This window comes from Geodermatophilus sp. URMC 65, from assembly GCF_053502545.1.
Genome location: NZ_CP199954.1, coordinates 1,089,596 through 1,114,948 on the forward strand (window position 1 = coordinate 1,089,596; position 25,353 = coordinate 1,114,948).

25 protein-coding genes are annotated in these 25,353 nt (G+C 75.2%); 6 read left to right on the forward strand and 19 right to left on the reverse strand.

The features are described 5' to 3' along the window. Positions 1–43: 43 nt before the first annotated feature. The 7 genes from ACWIX7_RS05105 to ACWIX7_RS05135 all read right to left on the reverse strand — a co-directional run bounded on the left by ACWIX7_RS05105 (position 44) and on the right by ACWIX7_RS05135 (position 6,770). The gene (locus ACWIX7_RS05105) at positions 44–943 is read right to left on the reverse strand and encodes a DegV family protein (RefSeq protein ID WP_448620480.1); all 900 of its coding nucleotides are present in this window, start codon (positions 941–943) and stop codon (positions 44–46) included. Positions 944–1,003: 60 nt separating this feature from the next. Continuing rightward, positions 1,004–1,735, reverse strand: a complete 732-nt coding sequence (locus ACWIX7_RS05110; protein WP_448620481.1) for a histidine phosphatase family protein — start codon at positions 1,733–1,735, stop codon at positions 1,004–1,006. Further along, the gene (gene rsfS, locus ACWIX7_RS05115) at positions 1,732–2,262 is read right to left on the reverse strand and encodes a ribosome silencing factor (protein WP_448620482.1); all 531 of its coding nucleotides are present in this window, start codon (positions 2,260–2,262) and stop codon (positions 1,732–1,734) included. The genes ACWIX7_RS05110 and rsfS overlap by 4 nt, the downstream gene beginning before the upstream one ends. Beyond that, positions 2,259–3,017 (reverse strand): nicotinate-nucleotide adenylyltransferase, encoded by a 759-nt coding sequence (gene nadD, locus ACWIX7_RS05120; RefSeq protein WP_448620483.1) that lies wholly within the window; start codon positions 3,015–3,017, stop codon positions 2,259–2,261. The genes rsfS and nadD overlap by 4 nt, the downstream gene beginning before the upstream one ends. A gap of 148 nt (positions 3,018–3,165) precedes the next feature. Continuing rightward, positions 3,166–4,587, reverse strand: a complete 1,422-nt coding sequence (locus tag ACWIX7_RS05125; RefSeq protein ID WP_448620484.1) for a vWA domain-containing protein — start codon at positions 4,585–4,587, stop codon at positions 3,166–3,168. Beyond that, positions 4,587–5,474 carry an AAA family ATPase gene (locus tag ACWIX7_RS05130; RefSeq protein WP_448620485.1) on the reverse strand — a complete coding sequence of 296 codons (888 nt, stop codon included), beginning with the start codon at positions 5,472–5,474 and terminating at the stop codon, positions 4,587–4,589. Before ACWIX7_RS05130 ends, ACWIX7_RS05125 begins: the two co-directional genes overlap by 1 nt. Positions 5,475–5,516: 42 nt before the next feature. After that, positions 5,517–6,770: a glutamate-5-semialdehyde dehydrogenase gene (locus ACWIX7_RS05135; protein WP_448620486.1), complete on the reverse strand. Its 1,254-nt coding sequence runs from the start codon at positions 6,768–6,770 to the stop codon at positions 5,517–5,519. A gap of 71 nt (positions 6,771–6,841) precedes the next feature. Between ACWIX7_RS05135 and ACWIX7_RS05140 the strand changes: the two genes are divergently transcribed. From ACWIX7_RS05140 to ACWIX7_RS05155, 4 genes are all read left to right on the forward strand, one after another. After that, positions 6,842–7,804, forward strand: a complete 963-nt coding sequence (locus ACWIX7_RS05140; RefSeq protein WP_448620487.1) for a metal ABC transporter substrate-binding protein — start codon at positions 6,842–6,844, stop codon at positions 7,802–7,804. Further along, positions 7,801–8,586: a metal ABC transporter ATP-binding protein gene (locus ACWIX7_RS05145; RefSeq protein WP_448620488.1), complete on the forward strand. Its 786-nt coding sequence runs from the start codon at positions 7,801–7,803 to the stop codon at positions 8,584–8,586. Before ACWIX7_RS05140 ends, ACWIX7_RS05145 begins: the two co-directional genes overlap by 4 nt. A 1-nt stretch (position 8,587) precedes the next feature. Then, the gene (locus ACWIX7_RS05150; protein WP_448620489.1) at positions 8,588–9,610 is read left to right on the forward strand and encodes a metal ABC transporter permease; all 1,023 of its coding nucleotides are present in this window, start codon (positions 8,588–8,590) and stop codon (positions 9,608–9,610) included. 150 nt (positions 9,611–9,760) lie between these two features. Continuing rightward, on the forward strand, positions 9,761–10,168 hold the full coding sequence (locus ACWIX7_RS05155) for a Fur family transcriptional regulator (protein ID WP_448620490.1): 408 nt from the start codon (positions 9,761–9,763) through the stop codon (positions 10,166–10,168). A gap of 91 nt (positions 10,169–10,259) precedes the next feature. Here the strand turns inward: ACWIX7_RS05155 and ACWIX7_RS05160 are convergent, their stop codons facing one another. Then, positions 10,260–10,952: a response regulator transcription factor gene (locus ACWIX7_RS05160; protein WP_448620491.1), complete on the reverse strand. Its 693-nt coding sequence runs from the start codon at positions 10,950–10,952 to the stop codon at positions 10,260–10,262. Continuing rightward, positions 10,949–12,205: a sensor histidine kinase gene (locus ACWIX7_RS05165; protein ID WP_448620492.1), complete on the reverse strand. Its 1,257-nt coding sequence runs from the start codon at positions 12,203–12,205 to the stop codon at positions 10,949–10,951. The genes ACWIX7_RS05160 and ACWIX7_RS05165 overlap by 4 nt, the downstream gene beginning before the upstream one ends. 278 nt (positions 12,206–12,483) lie before the next feature. Between ACWIX7_RS05165 and ACWIX7_RS05170 the strand changes: the two genes are divergently transcribed. Then, positions 12,484–12,864 carry a DUF6223 family protein gene (locus tag ACWIX7_RS05170; protein ID WP_448620493.1) on the forward strand — a complete coding sequence of 127 codons (381 nt, stop codon included), beginning with the start codon at positions 12,484–12,486 and terminating at the stop codon, positions 12,862–12,864. 91 nt (positions 12,865–12,955) lie between these two features. On the opposite strand, the gene ACWIX7_RS05175 is transcribed toward ACWIX7_RS05170, so the two are convergent. From ACWIX7_RS05175 to ACWIX7_RS05185, 3 genes are read right to left on the reverse strand one after another with little or no spacing between them, the layout of a single operon-like run. Next, positions 12,956–13,738 (reverse strand): isocitrate lyase/PEP mutase family protein, encoded by a 783-nt coding sequence (locus tag ACWIX7_RS05175; RefSeq protein WP_448620494.1) that lies wholly within the window; start codon positions 13,736–13,738, stop codon positions 12,956–12,958. 28 nt (positions 13,739–13,766) lie between these two features. Further along, positions 13,767–14,252: a peptide deformylase gene (gene def, locus ACWIX7_RS05180; protein WP_448620495.1), complete on the reverse strand. Its 486-nt coding sequence runs from the start codon at positions 14,250–14,252 to the stop codon at positions 13,767–13,769. Between the two features lie 29 nt (positions 14,253–14,281). Continuing rightward, entirely contained in the window at positions 14,282–14,917 is a 636-nt protein-coding gene (locus ACWIX7_RS05185) for a TetR/AcrR family transcriptional regulator (RefSeq protein ID WP_448620496.1), read from the reverse strand. Between the two features lie 65 nt (positions 14,918–14,982). Here ACWIX7_RS05185 and ACWIX7_RS05190 point away from each other — a divergent pair, with 65 nt between their 5' ends. Beyond that, complete coding sequence (locus ACWIX7_RS05190; RefSeq protein ID WP_448620497.1) at positions 14,983–15,390, forward strand: RidA family protein; 408 nt, start codon at positions 14,983–14,985, stop codon at positions 15,388–15,390. 140 nt (positions 15,391–15,530) lie between these two features. Here ACWIX7_RS05190 and proB read toward each other — a convergent pair whose 3' ends face one another. From proB to ACWIX7_RS05225, 7 genes are all read right to left on the reverse strand, one after another. Next, positions 15,531–16,652: a glutamate 5-kinase gene (proB, locus tag ACWIX7_RS05195; protein WP_448620498.1), complete on the reverse strand. Its 1,122-nt coding sequence runs from the start codon at positions 16,650–16,652 to the stop codon at positions 15,531–15,533. After that, on the reverse strand, positions 16,649–18,121 hold the full coding sequence (gene obgE, locus ACWIX7_RS05200) for a GTPase ObgE (RefSeq protein WP_448620499.1): 1,473 nt from the start codon (positions 18,119–18,121) through the stop codon (positions 16,649–16,651). Before obgE ends, proB begins: the two co-directional genes overlap by 4 nt. A 107-nt stretch (positions 18,122–18,228) precedes the next feature. Continuing rightward, positions 18,229–18,486: a 50S ribosomal protein L27 gene (gene rpmA, locus ACWIX7_RS05205; protein WP_012947748.1), complete on the reverse strand. Its 258-nt coding sequence runs from the start codon at positions 18,484–18,486 to the stop codon at positions 18,229–18,231. A gap of 7 nt (positions 18,487–18,493) precedes the next feature. Continuing rightward, entirely contained in the window at positions 18,494–18,805 is a 312-nt protein-coding gene (rplU, locus tag ACWIX7_RS05210; RefSeq protein ID WP_448620500.1) for a 50S ribosomal protein L21, read from the reverse strand. A 304-nt stretch (positions 18,806–19,109) separates the two neighbouring features. After that, positions 19,110–22,325, reverse strand: coding sequence for an Rne/Rng family ribonuclease (locus tag ACWIX7_RS05215; RefSeq protein WP_448620501.1), 3,216 nt, complete (start codon positions 22,323–22,325; stop codon positions 19,110–19,112). A gap of 262 nt (positions 22,326–22,587) precedes the next feature. Beyond that, the gene (locus tag ACWIX7_RS05220; protein WP_448620502.1) at positions 22,588–23,352 is read right to left on the reverse strand and encodes a TIGR03936 family radical SAM-associated protein; all 765 of its coding nucleotides are present in this window, start codon (positions 23,350–23,352) and stop codon (positions 22,588–22,590) included. Continuing rightward, the gene (locus ACWIX7_RS05225) at positions 23,352–25,280 is read right to left on the reverse strand and encodes a TIGR03960 family B12-binding radical SAM protein (RefSeq protein WP_448620503.1); all 1,929 of its coding nucleotides are present in this window, start codon (positions 25,278–25,280) and stop codon (positions 23,352–23,354) included. The genes ACWIX7_RS05220 and ACWIX7_RS05225 overlap by 1 nt, the downstream gene beginning before the upstream one ends. Positions 25,281–25,353: the final 73 nt, after the last annotated feature.

Genomic DNA, 25,353 nt, shown 5'->3' on the forward strand with positions numbered 1-25,353 from the left:
ACTGACGGGCGCACAGCGCAGGACAGAGCAGAAAGGCCACCGGCTAGGGACCCTGCGCCTCTCGGGGAGGGGCCGCGACGTCGGACGGCCGCGCGGGCGCAGCCGGTGCCACCACGAGGCCCACCGCACCCGGCCCCACGTGCGCGCCGATCGCCGCGCCGAGCTCGCTGACGTAGAGCTCACGCAGGTCGGGCAGCCGCTCCTCGAGGGCGGCGGCCAGACGCTCGGCCCGCTCCGGTGCGGCCAGGTGGTGGACGGCCACCATCACCGGCCTGCCCGCGGCGGCCTCCACCCCGCGCTGGACGAGGCGGACGAGGGCCCGGGCCGTCGTGCGCACCTTCTCCAGCGGCACCACCCGGCCGTCGGCGACGTGCAGGACCGGCTTGACCGACAGCGCGGTGCCGATCATCGAGGCGGCGTGCCCGATGCGCCCACCCCGGCGCAGGTGCTCGAGGGTGTCGACGACGAACAGGGTGCGGGTGGCGGCCGCGGTGTCCCGGGCGGCCGCGGCCACGGTGGCCATGTCCTCGCCCCGCGCCGCCGACCGGGCCGCGGCGAGCACCGCGAACCCGTTGCCCATCGCCGCGGAACGGGAGTCGACGACGGTCACGATGTGCTCCCCGACCTGGGCGGCGGCCAGCCGGGCGGCGTCCACCGTGCCGGAGAGCTCCGCGGAGAGGTGGACCGAGACGATGCGGTCGGCCCCGGAGTCCAGGCGACGGCGGTAGGCGGCGACGAAGTCGCCGGGTGTCGGCCGGGAGGTCGAGACGCGCTGACCCCGGACACCGAGTGCGCGGGCGACGTCCGCCGGTCCGATGTCGTCGCCCTCGCGGCCCGAGTGACCGGCCATGACGACGTAGAGCGGGACGACCTCGACCGCGTACTGCTCCAGCAGGCGGGCAGGCAGGTACGCCGAGGAGTCGGTGACCACGGCGACGGACACCCGGCGAGGCTAGCCCGCGACCTCCCGCGACCTCCCGCGGCCGACCGGCCACGGCGGGGATCACAGTGCGTCGGCGTCCTGCGGAGGGCCCGGTGCCCCTTCCTCGGGGCTGGCGCCGGCGTCCGGGCGGCGCGCGCCCGGCTGTGGCGCGGGGACCGGACCGTCGGACAGCTCGGGTGCCGTGGTGTTGTGCCGCAGCAGCCGCCACCGGCCGCTCTGCTCGGCCAGCTCGCTCCAGGCGCAGTTGGCCAGGGGGCCCAGCACCCGGTGGTGCTCGGGGCCCAGCCCGAGCAGCGCCTCGATCAGGCGCGCGGAGGTCCCGCCGTGGGTGACGACGACGGCCGCCGGGGCCTCGGGCAGGTCGCGCAACGCGGCCAGCGCCCGCGCCGGCACGTCGGCGGCCTCCTCACCGCCGCGGCCGACGATGGGCCGCCCGGCCAGCCAGTCGGCGTACTGCTCGGGGTGGCGCTCGGCGACCTCCTCGCGGGTGAGCCCCTCCCAGGAGCCCATGCCGACCTCGCGCAGCCGGGGGTCCAGCCGCAGTGACACCCCGAGCACGTCGGTGAGCGCCACCGCGGTCTCGGCGGCCCGGCCGAGGTCGCTGGAGACGACGATCGTGTCGTCGGGCAGCGGTGCGGCCACGTGCGGAGCGGCCCGCCGCGCCTGGCGGCGGCCCACCTCGTCCAGCGGCGGGTCCAGCTGCCCCTGGAAGCGGCCCACGGCGTTCCACTCGGTGCGTCCGTGCCGCCAGAGGACCAGCCGCGGCACGGGCAGCGCCGGGACGCCGCTCACCGGCCGGCCGCCTCCGACGCGGACGGGTCCCCGTCCTCGCGCGGACCGCCGTCCGCGGTGCCCTCCTCCGCCGGCTCGGGTGCCAGCGGGGTCGGGTCGGCGCTGGCCGGGTCGACGTCGTCGGCCGACAGCGTCGCGGTGCCGGTCGCCCCGTCACTCCGGGGGGCGGCGCGGTCGACGAACGGGATCGTCGGGCAGTCCTTCCAGAGCCGCTCGAGGGCGTAGTAGGCGCGCTCCTCGGCGTGCTGCACGTGGACGACGACGTCGATGAAGTCGAGCAGCACCCAGCGCGCCTCGGCCACGCCCTCCCGGCGCACCGGCTTGACGCCGTGCTGCCGCAGCCGCTCCTCCACCTCGTCGACGATCGCCTGCACCTGACGCTCGTTGGGAGCCGACGCCAGCACGAAGGCGTCGGTGATGGCGAGCCGCTCGCTGACGTCGACGATGGCGACGTCGGTCGCCAGCTTGTCGGCGGCGGCCTGGGCGGCCAGCAGTGCGGTCTCCCGCGCCTCGGTCGAGGCGGTCATCGGGGTACCTCCTGGAGATCGGTGGTCGGTGGTTCGGGAGGCGTGCCCTCGGTCCGGGGAGCCGTGGCGGGTGGCCGGTCGTAGGTCGGGCGGTCCCCGGACGGCGGGTCGTCGCCGGGGACGCGGCGGGGGGCGATGCCCTCGCGGGTGAGGGCGCGGGCATCGGCGCCCGTCCGGTACAGCCCGCGCTTCTCGATGTACTGCACGACGCCGTCGGGGACCAGGTACCAGACCGGCATCCCGCGCCCGACCCGGTCGCGACAGTCGCTGGAGCTGATCGCCAGCGCCGGCACCTCGACCAGGCTGACCGCTCCCTCCGGCAGGTGGGACGCGCCCAGGTCGAAGCCGGGGCGGGTGACGCCGATGAAGTGCGCGAGCTCGAAGCAGCGGTCGCTGTCACGCCAGCTGAGGATCTGCGAGAGGGCGTCGGCGCCGGTGATGAAGAACAGCTCGTCGTCGGGCCGCTGCCGCTGCAGGTCGGTGAGCGTGTCGATCGTGTAGGTGGGGCCGCCGCGGTCGACGTCCACCCGGCTCACCGAGAACCGCGGGTTGGAGGCGGTGGCGATGACGGTCATGAGGTACCGGTCCTCGGCCGGCGCCACGTCGCGGTCGCTCTTCTGCCACGGCTGGCCGGTGGGCACGAAGACCACCTCGTCCAGACCGAAGAGGACGGCGACCTCGCTCGCCGCCACGAGGTGCCCGTGGTGGATGGGGTCGAACGTCCCGCCCATCACCCCGACCCGCCGACCTGCCACCGATCGAGCCTAACCGGGTCCGTCCGGGACCGGCCCGCGAGGACCGGCCCCGGACCGCTCCTGGCGTCGGCCTCCTTGCAGCCACGGCCGGCCCCGTCCAGAGGCTCGCGCCGAGCTCGCGAGTGGCGGGGGGCAGGAGGGTCCTCTGTCAGAGCGTGGTGACGAAGTCCGCGAGCTGGGCGGCGTTGCGGCACTCGACCATGTCGACCACCTCGCCGTAGCGGTCGGCCGCGGAGTCGCCGCTGCCCCACAGCCGGCGCGGCTCGGGGTTGAGCCAGTGCGCCGAGCGGGAGCGGCGGACCAGGTCGGCCAGCACCGGCAGCCCCGGCGGGCGGTAGTTGGTGCGGCCGTCCCCGAGCACGAGCAGCGACGTCTTCGGTCCGACCGCCGAGGGCCACCGCTCGGCGAAGACCTCGAACGCCGTCCCGTAGTCGCTGTGCCCGTCGAAGCCGACGACGTCGGCCTCCCGCCCGATCCGGGCGACCGCGTCGGCGACGTCGGCACCGGGGCGGAAGAAGCGGGTCACCTCGTCGGTGGAGTCGACGAAGGCGAACGCCCGCACCCCGGAGAAGTGCTCGCGCAGCGCCTGGGTCAGCATCAGGGTGAAGTGGCTGAAGCCCGCCACCGAGCCGCTGACGTCGCAGAGCACCACCAGCTCGGGCTTGTGCACCTTCCGCGGCCGGTGGTGGGTCACCACCGGCACGCCGCCGGTGCCCAACGACGCCCGGACGGTCTTGCGGAAGTCCAGCCGGCCCTCCCGGCCCAGCCGCCGGCGCGCCGAGAGCCGCACGGCGAGCCGCCGCGCCAGCGGGGCGACCGTCCGGCGCAGCTCGGCGAGGTCCGCGGCCTGGGCGCGCAGGAAGTCGACCTGGTCGGCCAGCGGGCGGACGGCGTTCCGCGCCACCTTGTCCCGGCCGCGCTCGGCCGCCGTCCGCCGCCGGACCTCGGCCTCCACCGCGGCCCGGAAGGCGGCCAGCCGCTCGCGCACCGTCTGGCGGGCCACCTGCTCGGCGAGCCCGCCGCGCCCGGCGTCCCCGAGCAGGCCGGCCAGCAGCTGGGCGACCAGGGTGTCCGGCGAGAGCGCCCGCATCACCCGGTAGCTGAAGAAGGACTGGCCCGACGGCGACGGCGCCGTGCGGCCCAGCTGGTCGACCGCCTCGCGGGCGAAGCGGCGCAGCGCCTCCTCGTCGCCGTCGAGCAGCAGCCGGGACAGCTCCTCGCGCATGAGCTGCGCCAGGTCGGTGCCGTCGGGCAGGTCGAGGGTCGACTCCCCGGACTCCCCCGGCTCCCCGCCGGGCTCGTCGTCGGCCGCGGGGACCGCCGGCCGGTCGGACAGCGGCCACCACAGGTCGAACAGCACGTCGTAGGCCGGCCGCTGCGCCGCCCGCTGCAGCAGCACCGCCGCCAGCCCGTGCCGCAGCTGCTCGCGGTCGAGCAGGTCGACCACGGTGAGGATCTCGGCGGCGTCGACGGCCTGGCTGATGCCGACCGGGATGCCGGCGTCGCGCACCGCGCGGACGAAGCCGTCGAGGTGCCCGGCCAGTCCCCCCGAAGCGGCTGGCGCGGTCATCAGTTCAGCCGCAGTTCGGCCGCGGCCCGGTCCTGGTCGCTGGCGTGCTTGAGCACCACGCCGAGGGTCGACCGCACGGCCTCCTCGTCGAGGGTGTCCAGGCCCAGCTCGAGCAGCGTCTGCGCCCAGTCGAGGCTCTCGGAGATCGACGGCGACTTCTTCAGCTCCAGCGCGCGCAGCGCCCGCACGGTGCGCACCAGCTGCTCGGCCAGGCCCGGGGCGAGGTCGGGCACCCGGGAGAGCACGATCTCCCGCTCGCGCTCGGCCGACGGGTAGTCCAGCGCCAGGTACAGGCAGCGCCGCTTGAGCGCCTCGGACAGCTCGCGGGTGGCGTTGGACGTCAGCACCACCATCGGCCGGCGCGTCGCGGTCACCGTGCCGAGCTCGGGGATGGTCACCTGAAAGTCGCTGAGCACCTCCAGCAGCAGGCCCTCGACCTCGACGTCGGCCTTGTCGGTCTCGTCGATGAGCAGCACGGTCGGCTCGGTGCGCCGGATCGCGGTCAGCAGCGGCCGGGAGAGCAGGAACTCCTCACCGAAGATGTCGTCGTGGACGGTGCCCCAGTCGGCGCCGTCGGTGCCCTGGGCCGCCTGGATGCGCAGCAGCTGCTTCTTGTAGTTCCACTCGTAGAGCGCCCGCGCCTCGTCGAGGCCCTCGTAGCACTGCAGCCGGATGAGCTCCGACCCGGTGGCGGCCGCCAGCGCCTTGGCCAGCTCGGTCTTGCCGGTGCCCGCCGGCCCCTCGACCAGCAAGGGCTTGCCCAACCGGTCGGCGAGGAAGACCGTCGTCGCGATCTGCGCGTCGGGCAGGTAGCCGGCCGCCGCCAGCCGCTTGCCGACGTCGGAGACCGAGGAGAACTGCGGGGACTGCGACGGCGGGCGGGGCATGCGGCTCCTCGGTCGGGTGGCGGGGTGGGCCGGATGTGGGCGTCAGCGGGTGTGGCCGCTGCCGGTGACGACGTAGGTGGTGGAGGTCAGCTCCGGCAGCCCCAGCGGACCGCGGGCGTGCAGCTTCTGGGTGGAGATGCCGATCTCGGCGCCGAAGCCGAACTCCCCGCCGTCGGTGAACCGGGTCGAGGCGTTGACCAGCACCGCGGCGGCGTCCACCCCGGCGGTGAAGTCGGCGATGGCGCGCGCGGAGTCGGCGACGATCGCCTCGGAGTGCCCGCTCCCCCACCGCTCGATGTGGTCCAGCGCCTGCGGCAGGTCGTCGACCACGCGCACCGCCATGTCCATGGACAGGTACTCGGTCGCCCAGTCCTCCTCGGTCGCCGGGACGACGGCGTCGTGCGCCGCCCGGGCCGCGTCGTCCCCGTGCAGCGTCACGCCGGCGTCGGCCAGCGCCGACAGCAACCGGGACAGGAACGCGACGTCGCGGTGCACCAGCAGCGTCTCGGCGGAGTTGCAGACGCTCACCCGGTGGGTCTTGGCGTTGAGCACGATCGCCTCGGCGATCGCCGGGTCGGCCGAGGCGTCGACGTAGACGTGGCAGTTCCCCTCGCCGGTCTCGATGACCGGCACCCGCGCCTCGCGCACCACCCGCTGGATCAGCGACGCCCCGCCGCGGGGGATCACCACGTCGACCAGGCCGCGGGCGTTGAGCAGCTCGCCCACCGAGGCGCGGTCGGCGGGCAGCAGCTCGACCGAGCCGGCCGGGAGCCCGGCCTTCTCCGCCGCCTCGGTGAGGACGGCGACCAGCGCGGTGTTGGTCCGGAACGCCGAGGCCGAGCCGCGCAGCAACGCCGCGTTGCCGCTCTTGAGGCACAGGCCGGCCGCGTCGACGGTCACGTTCGGCCGGGCCTCGTAGACGATGCCGACCACGCCCAGGGGCACCCGGACCTGGCGCAGCTGCAGCCCGTTGGGCAGCGTCGACCCGCGGACGACGTCGCCCACCGGGTCGGGCAGCGCGACCAGCTGGCGCAGCGCGTCGGCCACGCCGGCGATGCGGCCCGCGTCGAGCCGCAGCCGGTCGAGGACCGAGGCCGGGGTGCCGTCGGCCGCGGCCGCCGCCACGTCGGCGGCGTTGGCGGCGAGCACCTCGTCGGCGCGCTCGACCAGCGCGTCGGCCATGGCACGCAGCGCGGCGTCCTTGGTGTCGGTGGGCAGGGTGCGCAGCACCCGGGCAGCGGCGCGGGCGCGCAGCGCCGCGGCCCCGATCAGCGGCAGGCCGGAGACGTCGGACACGCCCGCGAGCCTACGCGGGCGGGCGAGGGCCTCGGGCCGCCTCGAGCGGCACCTATGTGAGAATGATTCCCATGAACACGTGGACCGCGCGCACCGTGACCGCAGCCACCGCCTCGGCCGCCGCTCTGGCGCTGGCCGGGTGCGGGGGCGCCGACGCGACCGCGGGGAGCACCGGCGAGGACGGGCTCACCGTCGTCGCGGGCTTCTACCCGCTGGAGTGGGCGGCGCAGCGCGTCGGCGGCGACCGCGTCGATGTCTCCTCGCTGACGCCGCCGGGCGCCGAGGCCCACGACCTCGAGCTCGCGCCGCAGGACGTCGCTGCGGTCGCCGACGCCGACCTGCTCGTCTACCTCGACGGCTTCCAGCCGGCGCTCGACCAGGCCGCGCAGACCGAGGCCGCCGACACGGCGTGGGACGCCGGCCGGGCCGCCGACCTCGTGCCGACCGCCGAGGAGGACGCCCACGAGGGCGAGACCGCCGAGGAGCACGCGGAGCACGCCCACGAGGACGGGGCGGTCGACCCGCACTTCTGGCTGGACCCGGTCCGGCTGGCCTCCGTCGCTGACGCGCTGGCCGACCGGCTGACCGAGGCCGACCCCGACGGCGCGGCGACCTACGAGCAGAACGCGGCCGCGCTGCGGACCGACCTCGAGGCGCTCGACGCCGAGATGCAGGCGGGCCTGGCCGGCTGCGCGGTGGACACCCTGGTCACCGGCCACGACGCCTTCGGCTACCTCGGTGACCGGTACGGTCTCGAGGTGGTCGGCATCAGCGGGCTCAGCCCCTCCGCCGAGCCCAGCCCGGCCGCCCAGGCCGAGATCGCCGAGCTGGTCCGGGAGCGCGGCATCACCACCGTCTACACCGAGACCCTCGTCGACCCGGCCGTCGCCGAGACCGTCGCGAGCGAAGCTGGCGTGCGGACCGCCGTCCTGGACCCGATCGAGGGGCTGACCGACGAGTCGGCCGGCAGCGACTACCTCGAGGTCATGCGGGCCAACCTGGCCACCCTGCAGGAGGGGCAGTCCTGCTCATGACCGCCGTCCGGCTGCGGGACGCCCGCATCGGCTACGGCGACGTCGCCGTCGTCCAGGGCGTCGACCTGACCGTGGCCGACGGCGAGGCGGTCGCCGTCCTCGGCTCCAACGGGTCGGGCAAGACCACCCTCGCGCGCGGGCTGCTCGGCCTGGCCACCGTGCTCGGCGGCGAGGTGGAGGTCCTCGGCGCCCCGGTCGGACGGCCGCGCGAACGCGGCCGGATCGGCTATGTGCCGCAGCGGCACACGGTCAGCGGCGCGGTCCCGGCGACGGTGCGCGAGGTCGTCGGCGTCGGCCGGCTGGCCCGCCTCGGCCCCTTCGGCCGGCTGCGGCAGGCCGACCGCGCCGCGGTGCAGGACGCCGTCGCCGCGGTCGGGCTGGCCGACCGGCTCGGCGACCCGGTCGCCTCGCTCTCCGGCGGGCAGCAGCGCCGGGTGCTGGTCGCCCGCGCGCTGGCCGCCGAGCCGGAGCTGCTGGTCATGGACGAGCCGACCGCCGGGGTGGACGCCGCGAGCCAGGACGCCCTGGCCGCCGTCCTGGCCGACGTGTCGGCGACCGGAACGACCCTGCTGGTGGTCACGCACGAGACCGCCGCGCTGGCCGGGGTCCTCACCCGCGCGGTCGTCGTCGACCACGGCCGGATCGCCTACGACGGCCCGCTGGCCGGGGCCGCGGCCGACGCCGGGGCCGGCGGGCACCACCACCCCGAGGGCACCGGCCTGCCGCCCTCGCGGGGGTACCGCCAGGACCAGCCCCGGGTGACCACGGACGGAGGGCGCTGAGGTGGAGGTCCTCGACTACGACTTCATGCAGCGGGCGCTGCTGGCCTCGCTGATGGTCGGCCTGGTCGCGCCGGCCGTCGGCGTCTTCCTCGTCCAGCGCCGGCTCTCCCTGCTCGGCGACGGCCTGGGGCACGTGGCGCTCACCGGCGTCGCGATCGGCGTCCTCACCTCCACCGCCCCGATCGGGACGGCGCTCGTGGCCGCCGTGCTGGGCGCGGTCCTCATCGAGCTGGTCCGCGCCCGCGGCCGCACCAGTGGTGACGTCGCCCTCGCCGTCCTGTTCTACGGCGGCATCGCCGGCGGCGTCGTCCTGCTCAGCCTCGCCCCGCGCGGGCAGGCCACGAACCTCGAGGCCTACCTGTTCGGCGCCATCACCACCACGACGACCGCCGACGTCGCGGTCTTCGGCGTCATCACCGTCGTCGTGCTCGGCCTCGTGTGGCTCCTGGGCAGCCGGCTGTACGCGGTCAGCGACGACGAGGAGTACGCCCGTGCGGTGGGTCTGCCGGTCCTGGCGCTCAACGTCGTGCTCGCCGCCCTGGTCGCGGCCACCGTCGTCCTGTCCATGCGGGTGGTCGGCCTGCTGCTGATCAGCGCGCTGATGATCGTGCCGAGCGCGGTCGCCCAGCAGCTGGCCCGCAGCTTCCGCCAGACGGTGTACCTGGCCTGCGCCATCGGCCTGGTCACCAGCGTCGCCGGCACGACCGCCTCCTACTACACCGGCACCCCGTCCGGCGGCACGATCGTGCTGCTGGCGATCGCGCTGTTCCTGCTCGCCACGGCGGCGGTCGCGGTGCGCGAGGCGACCGCCCGCCGCCGGCACCGGCGCCGCGCCGAGGTGCACGCCGCCCACCCGCACGAGCACGGCGCGGGCTGCGGGCACCCGGTGGTGCCGCACGGCGACCACGTCGACTACGACCACGACGGCCACCTGCACGCCCCGCACCGCACCGGCGCGGGCGTGCACTACGACGAGCACGGCGAGCACGCGGCGCCGCCCGCGGGGACGGGGGGACGCCCGTGACCGAGCTCGCGAGGTCACGCATGAGCACAGCACCGTCGGTCACGACGCCGACGAGCGCCAGCGAGGAGGCAGCGTGACCGAGCTCGCGAGGTCACGCATGAGCACAGCACCGTCGGTCACGACGCCGACGAGCGCCAGCGAGGAGGCGGCGTGACCGAGGGTCCCCGCCGGCAGACCCGGCAGCGCAGCGCCGTCCTGGCCCTGCTCGACGACCAGGAGGGCTTCCGCACCGCCCAGGACCTGCACGCCCTGCTGCGCGAGCGCGGCGACGCCGTCGGCCTCGCGACGGTCTACCGGGCGCTGCAGGCCCTGGTGGACGACGGCCTGGTCGACGTGCTCCGGAACGAGGGCGAGGCCGCCTACCGGCGCTGCTCGCCGGTGCACCACCACCACCTGGTGTGCCGCTCGTGCGGTCGCACCGTCGAGGTGGCCGACCCGCCGGTCGAGCGCTGGGCGGCGAAGGTGGCCGCCGAGCACGGCTTCGCCGACGTGCAGCACCAGCTCGAGGTCTTCGGCACCTGCGCGGCCTGCGCGGCCGCCACCCCGGTCCAGCAGTAGGCGCACACCCGCATCCATCGTCGGGCGGAGCCGGGGACCACACACGGCGACCCGCGTCGGGGCCCACGAGTGCCCGGCCGCGTCCCGATCGCTACGGAGTGACCAGTCCGGTCTGGTAGGCGATGACGACCAGTTGGGCGCGGTCCCGGGCACCGAGTTTCCCCATGGCGTGGCTGACGTGGGTGCGGGCGGTGGCCGGGCTGAGGAAGAGGGCGGCGCCGATCTCGTCGTTGCGCATGCCCTGACCCACGAGCGCCAGGACCTCGCGTTCCCGTTCGGTGAGGACCGCGAGCCGGTGTTCGGCGGCCTCGTCAGCTGTTCGTCGTGCGGTGAACTCGGCGATGAGGCGGCGCGTGACGCGCGGCGCGAGCAGGGACTCCCCGGCGGCGACCACGCGGATGCCGTGCAGGAGCTCGGCCGGTCCGGCGTCCTTGAGCAGGAAGCCGCTGGCGCCGGCCTGCAGGCTCTCGAAGACGTGGGCATCGGTGTCGTACGTGGTCAGGATCAGGACGCGGACCCGCTCGAGTCCCTTCGTGGCGGCGATCTGTCTGGTGGCCTGGATGCCGTCCATCCCCGGCATGCGGATGTCCATGAGCACGACGTCCGGGCGCGCAGCGCGGGTCCGGTCCACGGCCTCGGCACCGGTGGCCGCCTCCCCCACGACCGCGATGTCGTCCTCGGTCTCGAGCAGGAGCCTGAAGCCGGACCGCACCAGCTGCTCGTCGTCGGCGATCAGCACCCTGACCGGGGCGTCGTGGTCCGGCGCGCCCGCCGTGGTGGTCACGCGTTCGCCGTTCGATGCGGCGCCACGGGCAGCCGAGCGGTGACCGCGAAGCCCCCGTCGGGGAGGGGGCCGGCGTCGAGCTCCCCGCCCAGGAGCTGACACCGCTCGCGCATGCCGAGGATCCCGCGGCCCGGCTCGTCCGAGCGGGCGGGCCCGTCTCCCGCTCGGTCCTCGCCGGTGTGCCGGGCGGCCTCACCGGTTCCCGGGCCCCTTCGTGGGCCCTGGTCCGTCACGCGGACCGCCACGGTGTCGGCACCGTAGTCCAGTGCGACCGTGACCCGGGTCGGTCCGACATGGCGGATCACGTTGGTGATCGACTCCTGCAGGATCCGGTACACGGCGCTGGCCACAGCGCTGGGCACCGGTGGAGGGGACGAGGTCGCTTCGAGGTCGACCTCGAGCCCGGCCTCGCGTGCCTCCGTGGTGAGCTCGTCGATCTGCCCGAAGCCGGGGTGCGGGACGTGGCCGTCGTCGGTGTCGCGGAGTACCCCGAGGATCGCCCGCATCTCCTGCAGTGCCCGGGCGCTGGTCTGCTCGATGGCCTCCAAGGCCTCGCGTGCTCGTCCCGGTCGCTTGTCGAGCACGTGCGCGGTGACGCCGGACTGGACGTTGATGACGGCGATCGCGTGCGCGACGGTGTCGTGGACCTCGCGCGCGATCCTGAGCCGTTCCTCGTCGACCCGGGCGCGGGCTTCCCGCTCGCGCGTCCGTTCCGCCAGCTCGGCACGCTCCAACGCTTCGGCCGCGATGACCCTCCTCGAGCGGACGCTCTCGCCGAGAGCGGCACTCATCACCGAGGCGCCGATCCGGAAGAACACCCAGCCGATGGCGGCCGGTGGTTCGATGTCGGCGGCGGCGATCAGCCAGCCCGCGGCCAGGACTGCGATCCCCACACCGGCCGCCACCAGCGAACGGCGTCCGTCGCCGAGGGCGGTGAGCGTGTAGATCGCCACGAACAGTCCGAGCCATCCGGGCCCGTCCGGGAAGTCGAGGGCGTAGTAGACCAGGCTGGCGAGCGCGGTCGTGATGAACACCGGAACCGGCCAGCGGCGGCGCACGGCCACGACCGCGCCACCGGCGATCAACAGGACGTAGCCCAGGGGCCCGAGGTCGGCGAGGGGGCGCAGCACTGATCCGGGCTCCGCGTCGGCGCGGGAGACCGTGCCCTGGACCTGCATCACGGTGATGAAGAGCGCCAACACGACGTCCTGCGCCCAGGCCGGCAGGCGGAACGATGCGACGCGGTCCTGCATCTCGCGAACATAGGACTCCCGGCCGGGGAACGACTCCCCCCGGCTGCGCGGCCCCCTACGTCGAGCAGCGCGGTCCCGCGCCGGGCGGCTACGTCCACACGCGTCTCCGCCGCCGCCTGCTGACGGAGGACGCCCCGGTCCCGGGACGCGACGATCGTCCGCGTCCATCCCACGACGGAGGCCGGCACGAGTTCCGGGTCGTCACCCGAGGACGACGCCCCGCGGCCGCGCCGGGACGTGCACCACCGGTCCCCGTCACTCGACCGAAGGGATCCCCGATGTCCGCCCTGCACCTGCTCGCCGCGCACGTCCACGTCGTCGCCGCCGGCTACGACCTCGGCACCGGACGACTCGTGCCCACCGTGGCCGCCGTGGTGGGACTGATCAGCGTGGGCGTCGGTGGGCTGTCCCTGGCCCGCTCCAGCCGTGTCGGCACCGGCAACCGGCGAGCCGGAGCCATCGTGGGCTTGGTTGCGGGGCTGGTCAGCGTGGGCGTCGGTGGGCTGCACGCGGCCAACGCCGCCGGTGGCCTCGGCACCGGCAACGGGCTGGCCGGGGCCATCGTGGCCTCGGTGCTGGGGCTGATCGGCATGGTCGTCGGTGGACTCGCACTGGCCCGCTCCCGTCGCACCGCACAGCTGGAGCCCACCGCGCGCTGATCTCGCGCGGAGCCCGACGAGCAGGCCGCCGGCGTCCGACGGCGCTGGGCGGACCGGGCACCGGCCGCGCCGGGCAGGCGCCCGGCAGGGCTCAGTTGAGTGCGCGGGTGCCAGGAGGCAGGGTGCCGCCGGCGACCATCTCGGCCGCGGCGTCCTGCAGCGCGGTCAGCGCGACCCGCTGCGTGAACGGTCCGGTGGAGACCCGGGCCACGCCGAGCTCCTGCATCTCGCGGGCCGGCAGCGAGGCGCCGGGCACGCTGATCAGCGTCAGCTTGTTGCGGCCCAGGCCCTCGACGACGGCGGCGATCTCGTCGCGGTCGACGAGGCGCGGGACGAAGACGACCGGCGCGCCGGCCTCGAGGTAGGCGCGGCCGCGGCGGATCGCCTCGGCGACGAGCTCACCGCGGTCGGCGCCCTCGGCGGCGCGGACGAAGGTGTCGGTCCGGGCGTTGAGGACGAACTCGATCCCGGCGTCCCGGCCGGCCCGCAGCACCGCCTCGACGGCGGCGACGGCCTCGTCCAGCGGCTTCATCTGGTCCTCGAGGTTGCCGCCGACGACGCCGAGCCCGATGGCGCGGCGCGCGGTCTCGCCGGGGTCCCCGTAGCCGGCCTCCATGTCCATGCTCACCGGCAGGTCCACGGCGGCGGCGATCCGGCCGACCATGTCCAGGTGCAGGTCGAGCGGGATGTTCTCGCCGTCCTCGTAGCCGAACGTCGCGGCGATGCCGTGGCTGGCGGTGGCGAGGGCACGCACGCCGTCGGTGGCGGCCACGACCTGGGCGGAGACGACGTCCCACACGTTGGCGAGGACCAGGATCTCCGGGGCGGTGTGCAGGTCGAGGAGGGTGCGGGCGCGGGTGGCGAGGTCGGTCACGCCGGCCACCGTACGGCCGCGCAGGCGATCAGCCGCGGTCCCGCAGCGCCCGGAGCGCGGCCTTGCGCGCCTCCCCGGTGAGCCGGTCGAGGAAGACCTTGCCGTCGAGGTGGTCGACCTCGTGCTGCAGCGCGCGGGCCATGAGGCCGGTGCCCTCGAGGCGCAGCGGCTCGCCGTGCACGTCGAACCCCTCCACGACGGCGTGCATCGCCCGCACGGTGGGCGCCCAGATGCCGGGGATGGACAGGCAGCCCTCGTCGCCGTCCTGGGTCTCCTCGGACAGCTCGACGATCCGCGGGTTGACCAGGTGCCCGATGCGTCCGTCGACGTTGTAGGAGAAGGCGCGCAGCCCGACGCCGATCTGCGGCGCGGCGACGCCGGCCCGGCCGGGGTCGGCGACGGTGTCCTCCAGGTCGCGCACGAGCGCGGCCAGCTCCTTGTCGAAGCTGCGCACCTCGTCGGCGGGTGTGCGGAGGACCGGGTCACCGAGCTCGCGGATGGGGCGGATCGTCACGGCGCCAGTCTTCCCACCCACCCAGTTTGTCAGCCGGCCACCCCGGGGCGGGCACGGGCGTCGGCCCAGCCGGACGCCACCGAGTCCCGGCACCGGTCGGGCTCGTCCCCGGCCGCGACGAACACCCCGACCGCCATCTCGGGGGCGTGCAGCGCCAGGGCCTCGGCCGGCAGCACGCCGGTCACGACGAGCATGGCCAGCCCGTGTCCCGCCGCCCAGTACCGCGTGGCCACCGCGAGCGGCTCCGCCGTCCCGGCGAAGCGGCCGACCTGCCGCGCCCGGTCCGCGGCGTCCACGAGCAGCGCGAAGGTGCCGTCCGCGACCGCCGGGTCCTCGAGGTCGGCCGCCGCGTCGAACATCGCGCGGTACAGGAAGGGATCGCTCCGGGCGCTGTGGAGGTACGTGGCACCCAGTGCCGCGAGGTCGCGGACCGGGTCACCGCTCCGTGCGACCGCGGCCAACCGCTCGGCCAGCCGGGTGAAGCCCTCGTGGCGCACGGCTCGCCACAGACCCGGCATGCCGCCGAAGTGCGTGTACAGCGCGGTCGTGGAGGTCCCCACTCGATCGGCGAGCGACCGCGCGGTCACCGGCTCCCGGTGCGCCAGCAGTTCGGCCGCCGTCTCCACCAGGGCGAGGCGGACGGCGGGGTCGGCGGTGCGGGGCATGTTGCCCAATATAGCGCAACGGTGTTACATAACACCGTCACGTCTCATCGACCCAGGAGATCGCCATGCCGATCGAGCTGTCCAACCCGCCCGGCATCCCCGCCCCCGAGCACTACCGCCAGATGGCCGTGGCCACCGGCTCCCGCACGGTCTACCTGGCCGGTCAGGTCGCCCGGACGGCAGACGGTGGGCCGGTGGGCGCGGGCGACCTCGCCGCGCAGGTGGAGCAGGTCTACCTCAACGTGGCCACCGCCCTGGAGTCGGTGGGCGGCACCTTCGCCGACGTCGCCAAGCTCACCATCTACGTCGTGGACTGGTCGCCGGAGAAGCTCGCGGACCTCGGTGCGGGGGTGGGCCGCGCCGCCGAGCGCCTCGGCCTCGACCTGGTCAAGCCCGTGACGCTCCTCGAGGTCACCGCCCTCGGCGAGCCCGACCTCCTCGTGGAGGTCGACGCCGTCGCCGTCCTGCCCTGATGGAGAACCCCCTGCCTCCCGGCCTCGGCCCCGGCGAGAGGCTCGCCCCGAGCCCTGACGGCCCGCTTGCAGGGCCTCGCCGCGAGCCTTCGAGTGGCGGGGGGCGAGGGGGTCCTTCGAGAGGAGGCCGGGGTCCTTCCTCAGCCCAGGGACGGGCGTCTCACCAGCACCATCTCGTCGCGGTGGACGATCTCCCGCTGGTACTCCGGGTCCAGCTCGCTGGTCTTGCGGCCCAGCAGCGGCGGCAGCTCCCGGGCGTCGTAGGCGACCAGGCCGCGGGCGACCACGACGCCGTCGGGGCCGACCAGCTCCACGGGGTCGTCGGCGAGGAACTCCCCCGCCACGGCGGTGATGCCGGCCGGCAGCAGCGAGGCGCCGCGCTCGCGCAGCGCCCGGACCGCACCCGCGTCGAGGTGCAGCCGGCCGCGCGGCCGGGTGGCGAAGCGCAGCCAGAACTGGCGGGCGCGGGGCCGCGGCCCCATGACGGCGAAGCGGGTGCCCACCGGCTCCCCGGCGAGCGCGGCGGCGGACTGGGCGGTCGAGGTGACGACGACGGGGACGCCGGCGTGCGCGGCGATCAGCGCGGCCTCGACCTTGGTGGCCATCCCCCCGGTGCCCACGCCGTTGCGGCGGGCGGTGCCGAGGGTGACCTCGCCGAGGTCGGCGGGGTCGCGCACGGTGTCGATCAGCTGCGCCGGACCCTGCCGCGGATCGCCGTCGTAGACGCCGTCGACGTCGCTGAGCAGCAGCAGCGCGTCAGCCCGGGCGACGTGTGCGACGAGCGCGGCCAGCCGGTCGTTGTCGCCGAACCGGATCTCCTCGGTGGCCACCGTGTCGTTCTCGTTGACGATCGGCAGCACGCCGAGGGTGAGCAGCCGCTCCAGCGTGCGCTGGGCGTTGCGGTAGTGGCTGCGCCGGGTGAGGTCGTCGGCGGTCAGCAGCACCTGCCCGACGGTGACGTCGTGCCGGGCGAAGGCGTCGGCGTAGGTCTGCACCAGCCGCAGCTGGCCGACGCTGGCGGCGGCCTGGGCGGTGGCGAGGTCCCGCGGCCGGCCGGCGACCCCGAGCGGGGCCAGGCCGGCGGCGATGGCCCCCGAGGAGACGAGGACGACCTCGCGGCCCTGCGCGTGCACCGCACCGAGGACCTCGACCAGGGCGGTCAGCCGCTGCTGGTCCAGCCCGCCCGGCAGGCTGGTCAGCGACGAGGAGCCGACCTTGACCACGACCCGCCGCGCACCGGCGATCTCCGCGCGCACCGTCATCCGCCGTCCTCGGGCAGGTCGTCGTCGGTCCAGGTCTCGGTGAGCTCGTAGGGCACCCGGCGGGCCCGCTTGGCGGCCAGCCGCTCCTCGGCGCGGACCCGGTGCGGTGCGTCGATGCGGGAGTCGGTGCCGCGGCCGCCGAGCCCGGCGGTCTCCTCGGCGCTCAGCGTGCCGGCCGGCAGCGTCGGCACGAAGTCGAAGGCGACGTCGCCGATCACGATGGTGTCGCCCTCCTGCGCGCCGGCCTCCTGCAGGGCGTCCTCGACACCCAGCCGGTTGAGCCGGTCGGCGAGGAAGCCGACCGCCTCGTCGTTGGTGAAGTCGGTCTGGCGCACCCAGCGCTCGGGCTTGACGCCGCGCACGGTGAACGCGCCCTCGTCCGGGTCGCGCCCGACGGTGAAGCCGCTGTCGTCCACCGCCCGCGGGGTGAGGGTGACCCGCACCGGCTCGGGCTCGGGCAGCGCGGCGCGGTACTCCTCCACGGCCCGGGCCAGGGCGAAGCCGAGCTCGCGCAGCCCCTCGCCGGTCGCCGCGCTCACCGCGAAGACCTCCAGGCCGCGCGCCTCCAGCGGCTCGCGGACCAGGTCGACCAGCTCCCGCGCGTCGGGCACGTCGATCTTGTTGAGGACGGCGACCCGCAGCCGGTCGACGAGGTCCTCCCGGTACTGCGCCAGCTCGTGCTTCAGCGCCTCGATGTCGCTCTCCGGATCGCGGCCGGGCTCCATCGTGGCCATGTCGACCACGTGCACCAGCACCGCGCAGCGCTCGATGTGCCGGAGGAACTCCAGGCCGAGCCCGCGGCCCTCGGAGGCACCGGGGATGAGCCCGGGGACGTCGGCCATCGTGAAGACGGTGTCGCCGGCCCGGACCACGCCGAGGTTGGGCACCAGCGTGGTGAAGGGGTAGTCGGCGATCTTGGGCCGCGCGGCGGACATGGCCGCGATGAGCGAGGACTTGCCCGCCGACGGGAAGCCGACCAGGCCGACGTCGGCGATGCTCTTGAGCTCGATGACGGCGTCGAGGGTCTCGCCCGGCTCACCGAGCAGCGCGAAGCCGGGGGCCTTGCGCCGGGGGTTGGCCAGCGCGGCGTTGCCCAGGCCGCCCTTGCCGCCGTGGGCGAGGACGACGCGGGTGCCGGCGCCGACCAGGTCGGCGATGACCCGGCCGTCGGGCGTGCTGACCACGGTGCCCGGGGGGACCCGCAGCACGCGGTCCTCGCCGCGGGCGCCGTGGCGGTTGCTGCCCGCACCCGGGCGGCCGTTGCCGGCCTTCTGGTGCGGGTGGTGGTGGAAGTCCAGCAGCGTGTGGACGTTGGGGTCGACCTCGAGGACGACGTCCCCGCCGTTGCCGCCGTTGCCCCCGTCGGGACCGCCGAGCGGCTTGAACTTCTCGCGGTGGATCGAGGCGACGCCGTGCCCGCCGTTGCCGGCGGCGACGTGCACGACCACGCGGTCGACGAAAGCGGCCATGTCGATGAGCGGACCGGGTCCGCGCCGCCTCCTGTCTCTGGTCCGTCAAGCGCCACGAGCGCACGGGCCGAGGGCCCGTGCGCTCGTGAGCGTCAGTCGAGTGGTGCTCAGGCCTCGACGGCGGAGATGGAGACGGTCTTGCGTCCCCGCCGCGTGCCGAAGGTCACCGCACCGGGCTGCAGCGCGAACAGCGTGTCGTCGCCGCCGCGGCCGACGCCCAGGCCCGGGTGGAAGTGGGTACCGCGCTGGCGCACGATGATCTCGCCGGCCTTCACGACCTGACCCCCGAAGCGCTTGACGCCGAGGCGCTGCGCGTTGGAGTCGCGGCCGTTGCGGGAGGACGAGGCGCCCTTCTTGTGTGCCATGTCGGCGTCAGCCCTTCGTGATGTCGCGGACCACGACGTCGGTGAGGGGCTGACGGTGCCCCTGACGCTTGTGGTAGCCCGTCTTGCTCTTGAACTTGTGGATGCGGATCTTCGGGCCCTTGCCGTGGCCGACGATCTCGCCGGTCACGGTCACCCCGGCCAGCGTCTCCGCGTCGCTGGTGACGGTGTCGCCGTCGACCAGGAGCAGGGCCGGGAGGGTGACGGTGTCGCCCGCCTCACCCACGAGACGGTTGACCGTGAACCGGTCGCCCACGGCCACCTTGTGCTGCCGGCCACCGGCCTTCACGACTGCGTACACCACTGAACTCCTCGATCGCCTCTGTCATGTCCTGCGTGCGCCCGGACGTCGGACGCCGAGTGCTGGACGGGCTGCCCGCCTCCCAGGCGGCACCGTGAGGTGCGCGGCACCGGGGCGGTGCAACCCGATCAGCGTACCCGAGCCCCGACGGCCCCGCCGCAGGGTCCCACCGCTGGCCCCGTCCAGAGGCTCGTCCCGAGCCTGCGAGGGATGAGGAGGACGGGGCCAGCGGTGGTGGGCGGCGGGGTCCTTCCTCCGGTCGAACGGACGCCCGGCCGCCCGGGCTCCGGCACGGTCCCGGACCTCAGGAGGCGGGCGGGCCCGCCGGGCGGCTGGCGGCCCGGCGGCGGCGCGGGCGGGTGACCGGCGTGGCGGTCCCGCTGCCGTCGTCGGCCACCGGCGGCTGGGACTCCCCCGTGGCATCGCCGGACGGCGGCGCGTCGGCCTCCGCCGGCTCCGCGGGGGGTTCGGCGTCCATCGGGCCGGGGTCGTCGGGACCTGCGCCGGCGGGCACGGCCTCGTCGTCGTCGGACCAGCCGGTGTCCGCGGCCCGGTCCACCGGCTGGGCGAGCGACGGCTCGGCGGGCACCTGGTCGGCCGGGACCGTCTGCTCAGCGGGGGCCGGCTCGGCGGCCGGCTCGGCGGCCGGCTCCTCGGCGACGGGCTCGGGCGCCGCCTCCGGGGTCACGGCGTCGGGCTGGTCCGGCTCGACCGCGCCCACCTCGGCGTCCGGCGCCGCGACCTCCGGGGCTCCCTCGGCCGGGACCTCGGCGTCCGGGGCCCCGTCGTCCAGGGCCTCGGCGTCCGGGGTCCCGGCGTCCGGGGTCCCGGCGTCCTCGGCGGCGGCGAGCACCGCGGCGTCCTCGGCCGCGCGCTCCTCACCGGACTGGCTGCGGTTGCGGCGGCCCCGGTTGCGGCGGCCGCCGCCGGAGCGCTGACCCTCGCCGTCGCCGTCCGGGCTGCCCGCGGCCGGCGCCTCAGCACCGACGGCCACGGCCTCGGCCGGCGCGGCGTCCTTGGCGTCGTCGCGGGCACCGTTGTCCCTGCTGCCACCGCGCTGCTGGTCGCGCCGGCCGTTGCCGCCGCCGGTGCCCCCACCGCCGTTGCCGCGGCGCTTCTCGTCCACCGGGTCGGTGCTGACGATGACGCCCCGGCCGCGGCAGTGCTCGCACGGCTCGGAGAAGACCTCGAGCAGCCCCTGGCCGACCCGCTTGCGGGTCATCTGCACCAGGCCCAGCGAGGTGACCTCGGCGACCTGGTGCTTGGTGCGGTCACGGCCCAGGCACTCGGTCAGCCGCCGCAGCACCAGGTCGCGGTTGCTCTCGAGCACCATGTCGATGAAGTCGATGACGATGATGCCGCCGATGTCGCGCAGCCGGAGCTGGCGGACGATCTCCTCGGCCGCCTCCATGTTGTTGCGCGTGACGGTCTGCTCGAGGTTGCCGCCGGAGCCGGTGAACTTGCCGGTGTTGACGTCGACCACGGTCATCGCCTCGGTGCGGTCGATGACCAGCGACCCACCCGACGGCAGCCACACCTTGCGGTCCAGCGCCTTGGCCAGCTGCTCGTCGATGCGCAGGTCGCGGAAGACGTCACCCTCGCCGGTGTGCCGGGTCAGCCGGCCGACCAGCTCCGGGGAGACGTGTGCGACGTAGGCCTCGACGGTGTCCCAGGCGTCGTCGCCCTGGACGACGAGCTCCTTGAAGTCCTCGTTGAAGACGTCGCGGATGACCCGGATGGCCAGGTCGGGCTCGCCGTAGAGCAGGCTCGGGGCGTTGGAGGAGGACTCCGCCTTCTTCTGGATGACGTCCCACTGCGCCTGCAGGCGGGCGACGTCGCGGGTCAGCTCCTCCTCCGAGGCCCCCTCGGCGGCGGTGCGGATGATCACACCGGCGTCCTCGGGGACGATCTTCTTGAGGATGTCCTTGAGCCGCTGCCGTTCGGTGTCGGGCAACTTGCGGCTGATGCCGGTCATCGAGCCACCGGGCACGTACACCAGGAACCGGCCGGGCAGGTTGACCTGCTGGGTGAGCCGGGCGCCCTTGTGGCCGATCGGGTCCTTGGTGACCTGCACCAGCACCTTGTCGCCGGACTTCAGCGCCTGCTCGATGGAGCGCTGCTTGCCGGTCAGCCCGGCGGCGTCCCAGTTGACCTCACCGGCGTACAGGACGGCGTTGCGGCCCTTCCCGATGTCGACGAACGCCGCCTCCATGCTGGGCAGCACGTTCTGCACCCGGCCGAGGTAGACGTTGCCGGCGAAGGACGTCGCCTGCGCCTGGGTCACGTAGTGCTCGACGAGCACGTCGTCCTCGAGGACGGCGATCTGCGTCCGCTCGCCGCGCTGGCGGATGACCATCTTGCGGTCGACGGCCTCGCGGCGGGCGAGGAACTCGGCCTCGGTGAGGATCGGCGCCCGGCGGCGGCCGTTGTCCCGACCGTCGCGGCGGCGCTGGCGCTTGGCCTCCAGCCGGGTGGAGCCGGTGACGCCCTTGACGTCGTCGTCGCTGGTGGTGCGACCGTTGCGGCCGGCCCGCTCCGGACGGTCGTCGTCGCTCTCCGCGACCGCCTCGCCGGCCTCTCCGCTGCTGCCGCGGCGGCGCCGCCGGCGCCGGCGGCGGGTGCTCGAGCCACCCTCGCCCTCGTCGCCCTCGGCGGTGTCCTCGCCGCTGTCGGCGTCGGGGTCGCCGTCCTCGTCGGTCTCGTCGGCGCCCTGGTCCTCGTCGGCGTCCTCGTCGGAGGAGTCGTCGGCGGTGTCGTCGTCGCCCTCGGTGTCGGCGGCGTCGTCCCCGCTGCGCCCGCGGCCACGACCGCGCCGGCCCCGGCGGCGGCGCCGGCTGCCGGCGGCGCCGTTGTCCTCGCTGTCGTCGGCGCCGGGATCGCCCTCGGCGTCCGCCCGCTCCTCGTCGGAGTCGGTGTCGGCGTCGGTGTCCGTGTCCTCGCCGATCGCGGGGGTCTCGTCCGCGCCGCCGGAGCGGCGGCGGGAGCGGCTGCGGCGCGAGCGCGGCGCGGGGGTCTCGTCCTCGCCGTCCTCGGCCGGCTCGACGTCGGTCTCCTCGACCACCGGCGACTCGGCCAGGGGACGGCGGCTGCGCCGGCGCGGCGGGGGCGGGACGTCGGCCTCGGTGGGCGCGACGAAGCTCACGAACGCCGGGATCGTGGGAGCGGCCGGCGGCGCGGGCGGGTGGTCGCCGGGGTCGGCCGCACCGGCCGGGCGGGTGGCCCGCCGGCGGGGGCGGGCGATGACGGCGGTGGGCTCCGGGGAGCTGAACTGGGCGCCGAAGCGGGAGACCGGGGGCTCCTCGGGCTCGGCGGCCGCCGGCTCGGGGCTCTCGGCCTGCTCCTCGGCGGCGGCTAGCTCCTCCACGGCGGCGGCCTGCTCGCCGGCGTCGTCGTCCTCACCGGCCTCGGCGGCGCGGACGTCGTCCTCGGCCGCGGCGTCCTCCGTGCCCTGCGGCAGGGCGGCGGGGTCGAGGCCCTCGTCGGCCGGGGTGGTCGTGCTGTCGTCTGTCTGGTCGGCCACGTGTGGCTCGCCTCCTGTGTGGTGCTCCCGGGCGCCGATCACAGGGACTGGCGGCCGCGCAGGAGCACGGGGTCGGACGGGTCGGCCCCCGCGCCGGGTGCGGCGGCAGGCGCGACCCGCGAAGTCTGGGGGTCGGTGTCCGGGCGAGGAGTTGCCGCGGCCGGGCGCCGGTGGTGCGGGTCCTTCGGTGGTGCGAGATCTCGGGGTGCGTCACGTCTGGCAGTCGTGCCGCTCGACGGCGTGCGGCCCCGGGGCCCACCGGTCAGACCGTGGCGGGCTCCCCCTGGCAGCGGGTGCTCGCGACGCGATCCGGGCCGAGCGGGTCGGCCACGGTCCCGTTGTCGTCGAGCCGGCCCTGCGCCTCACGCACGGCCCGGGGGGGCGACGGCGGGCGCAGGTCGGCGACGGCAACCAGTGCGGCCAACACGTCGTCGGGTCGAACGGCGGGCGTCACCTGCCGGACGACCATGTGCAGTATGGCACAACCTGCCTCCTCGGCCGCCGACGCGCTGGCCACGGCCGGCCGTGCGTCGATGTCGCGCAGGCCGTTCTTGGTGCGCTTCTCGACGGTGACCACGTCGGCGGCGAGGAACGCCTCGACGGCCTGCGCCAGCTCGGCCGGCGCCACCCCCGGCAGCTCCACGCGCCAGGTCGCTGCGTCGATCCGGTCGGCCAGCGACCCGGCGCCCAGGGCCTCCACGCACTCGAGGACGTCGATGCCCGGCGGCAACGAGGCGTCCAGCGCGGCGCGCACCTCCTCGGGGTCGCACCGCTCGGCCAGGCCGATCTCCACGTACTCGGCCTCGCTGGCCGCGCCGGTGGGCGCCGCGCCGACGTAGGAGATCTTCGGGTGCGGGGAGAAGCCGGCGGAGAAGGCCATAGGCACCCGCGCGCGGCGCAACGCTCGCTCCAGGGCGCGGGCGAGGTCGCGGTGCGAGGCGAAGCGCAGGGGGCCCCGCTTGGCGTAGCGCAGCCGCAGCTTCTGCACGGTGGGCGGCGGGGGCGGCCCCTCGGGCTGGCGGGCCACTAGCGGCCGACCACCGTGAGCGGGAGCAGGGTGCGCCCGGTGGGACCGATCTGGATCTCGGTGCCGTTGGTCGGGCAGACGCCGCAGTCGTAGCAGGGGGTCCACCGGCAGTCGGCGACCTCCTCCTCGCTGAGGGCGTCCTGCCAGTCGTCCCAGAGCCACTCCTTGTCCAGCCCGGAGTCCAGGTGGTCCCAGGGCAGGACCTCGTCCTGGCCGCGCTCGCGGGTGGTGTACCAGTCGAGGTCGACGCCGAGGGGCTCGAGCTCGGCGGCCGCGGCGGCGGTCCAGCGCTCGTAGGAGAAGTGCTCGCTCCAGCCGTCGAAGCGGCCGCCCTCGCGCCACACCCGCTCGATCACCCGGCCGACCCGGCGGTCGCCGCGGGAGAGCAGGCCCTCGACGATGCCCGGCTTGCCGTCGTGGTAGCGCAGGCCGATCGAGCGGCCGACGCGGCGGTCGGCGTTGATGGCCTGCCGCAGCAGCCGCAGCCGGGAGTCGATGGTCTCGGCGCCGGCCTGCGCGGCCCACTGGAACGGCGTGTGCGGCTTGGGCACGAACCCGCCGATCGACACCGTGCAGCGGATGTCCTTGCGGCCGCTGGCCTCCCGGCCGGCGCGGATGACCTCGACCGCGAGCTCGGCGATCTCCAGCACGTCCTCGTCGGTCTCGGTCGGCAGACCGCACATGAAGTAGAGCTTCACCTGCTGCCAGCCGTTGGCGTAGGCGGTGGTGACGGTGCGGACGAGGTCGTCCTTGGAGACCGTCTTGTTGATCACCCGGCGGATCCGCTCGCTACCGCCCTCGGGGGCGAAGGTCAGGCCGGAGCGCCGGCCGTTGCGGGACAGCTCGTTGGCGAGGGTGACGTTGAAGGCGTCGACCCGGGTGGAGGGCAGCGACAGCCCGGTGTTGGTGCCCTCGTAGCGGTCGGCGAGCTGCTTGGCGACCTGGCCGATCTCGGAGTGGTCGGCGCTGGACAGTGACAGCAGCCCGACCTCCTCGTACCCGGTGGCGCGCAGGCCCTGCTCGACCATCGAGCCGATGCCGGTGATGGTCCGCTCGCGCACCGGGCGGGTGATCATCCCGGCCTGGCAGAACCGGCAGCCGCGCGTGCAGCCGCGGAAGATCTCCACGCTCATCCGCTCGTGCACGCTCTCGGCCAGCGGCACCAGCGGCGTCTTCGGGTAGGGCCACTCGTCGAGGTCCATGACGGTGCGCTTGCCGACCCGCGCGGGGACGTCGCCCCGGGTGCGGGTGACCGCCGCGATGGCGCCGTCCGGGCCGTAGGAGACGGCGTAGAACTGCGGCACGTAGACGCCGTCCACGCGGGCGAGGCGGGCCAGCAGCTCGATCCGCCCGCCGGGGCGGCCCTGCTCCTTCCACGCCCGCACCACGTCCGTGATGTCACCGACGGCCTGCTCGCCGTCGCCCAGGACGGCGCAGTCGACGAAGTCGGCGATCGGCTCGGGGTTGAACGCGGCGTGCCCGCCGGCCACCACGACCGGGTGCGTCTCGTCGCGGTCGACCGCGTGCAGCGGCACCCCGGCGAGGTCGAGGGCCTCGAGCAGGTTGGTGTAGCCCAGCTCGGTGGCGAAGCTGACGCCGAGCAGGTCGAAGTCGGCGACCGCCCGGTGCGAGTCGACGGTGAACTGGCCCACGCCGTGCTCGCGCATCAGGGCGGCGAGGTCGGGCCAGACGGCGTAGGTGCGCTCGGCGAGGGCGTCGGGCCGCTCGTTGAGCACCTCGTACAGGATCATCAGGCCCTGGTTGGGCAGCCCGACCTCGTAGGCGTCGGGGTACATCAGCGCCCAGTGGACGGCGACGTCGTCCCACGCCTTGACCTGCGCGTTCAGCTCGCCGCCGACGTACTGGATCGGCTTCTGGACCTGCGCGAGGAGCGGTTCGAGACGGGGGTAGAGCGATGCACCAGTCATGACCCGTCCAGGGTAGACGGGCGCGGGAGCGACTCCACCTCCCTTCGTCGAGATCGCGCCATCTCGCACGTCC

Excerpts from the sequence above, each read along its gene's own strand:
- ACWIX7_RS05125 (WP_448620484.1), bottom strand. The coding sequence starts at position 4,587 with ATGACCGCGCCAGCCGCTTCGGGGGGACTGGCCGGGCACCTCGACGGC.
- ACWIX7_RS05170 (WP_448620493.1), top strand. The coding sequence starts at position 12,484 with ATGTCCGCCCTGCACCTGCTCGCCGCGCACGTCCACGTCGTCGCCGCC.
- ACWIX7_RS05145 (WP_448620488.1), top strand. The coding sequence starts at position 7,801 with ATGACCGCCGTCCGGCTGCGGGACGCCCGCATCGGCTACGGCGACGTC.
- ACWIX7_RS05130 (WP_448620485.1), bottom strand. The coding sequence starts at position 5,474 with ATGCCCCGCCCGCCGTCGCAGTCCCCGCAGTTCTCCTCGGTCTCCGAC.
- ACWIX7_RS05140 (WP_448620487.1), top strand. The coding sequence starts at position 6,842 with ATGAACACGTGGACCGCGCGCACCGTGACCGCAGCCACCGCCTCGGCC.
- obgE (WP_448620499.1), bottom strand. The coding sequence starts at position 18,121 with ATGGCCGCTTTCGTCGACCGCGTGGTCGTGCACGTCGCCGCCGGCAAC.
- ACWIX7_RS05190 (WP_448620497.1), top strand. The coding sequence starts at position 14,983 with ATGCCGATCGAGCTGTCCAACCCGCCCGGCATCCCCGCCCCCGAGCAC.
- ACWIX7_RS05185 (WP_448620496.1), bottom strand. The coding sequence starts at position 14,917 with ATGCCCCGCACCGCCGACCCCGCCGTCCGCCTCGCCCTGGTGGAGACG.
- rpmA (WP_012947748.1), bottom strand. The coding sequence starts at position 18,486 with ATGGCACACAAGAAGGGCGCCTCGTCCTCCCGCAACGGCCGCGACTCC.
- ACWIX7_RS05165 (WP_448620492.1), bottom strand. The coding sequence starts at position 12,205 with ATGCAGGACCGCGTCGCATCGTTCCGCCTGCCGGCCTGGGCGCAGGAC.
- proB (WP_448620498.1), bottom strand. The coding sequence starts at position 16,652 with ATGACGGTGCGCGCGGAGATCGCCGGTGCGCGGCGGGTCGTGGTCAAG.
- ACWIX7_RS05225 (WP_448620503.1), bottom strand. The coding sequence starts at position 25,280 with ATGACTGGTGCATCGCTCTACCCCCGTCTCGAACCGCTCCTCGCGCAG.
- rsfS (WP_448620482.1), bottom strand. The coding sequence starts at position 2,262 with ATGACCGCCTCGACCGAGGCGCGGGAGACCGCACTGCTGGCCGCCCAG.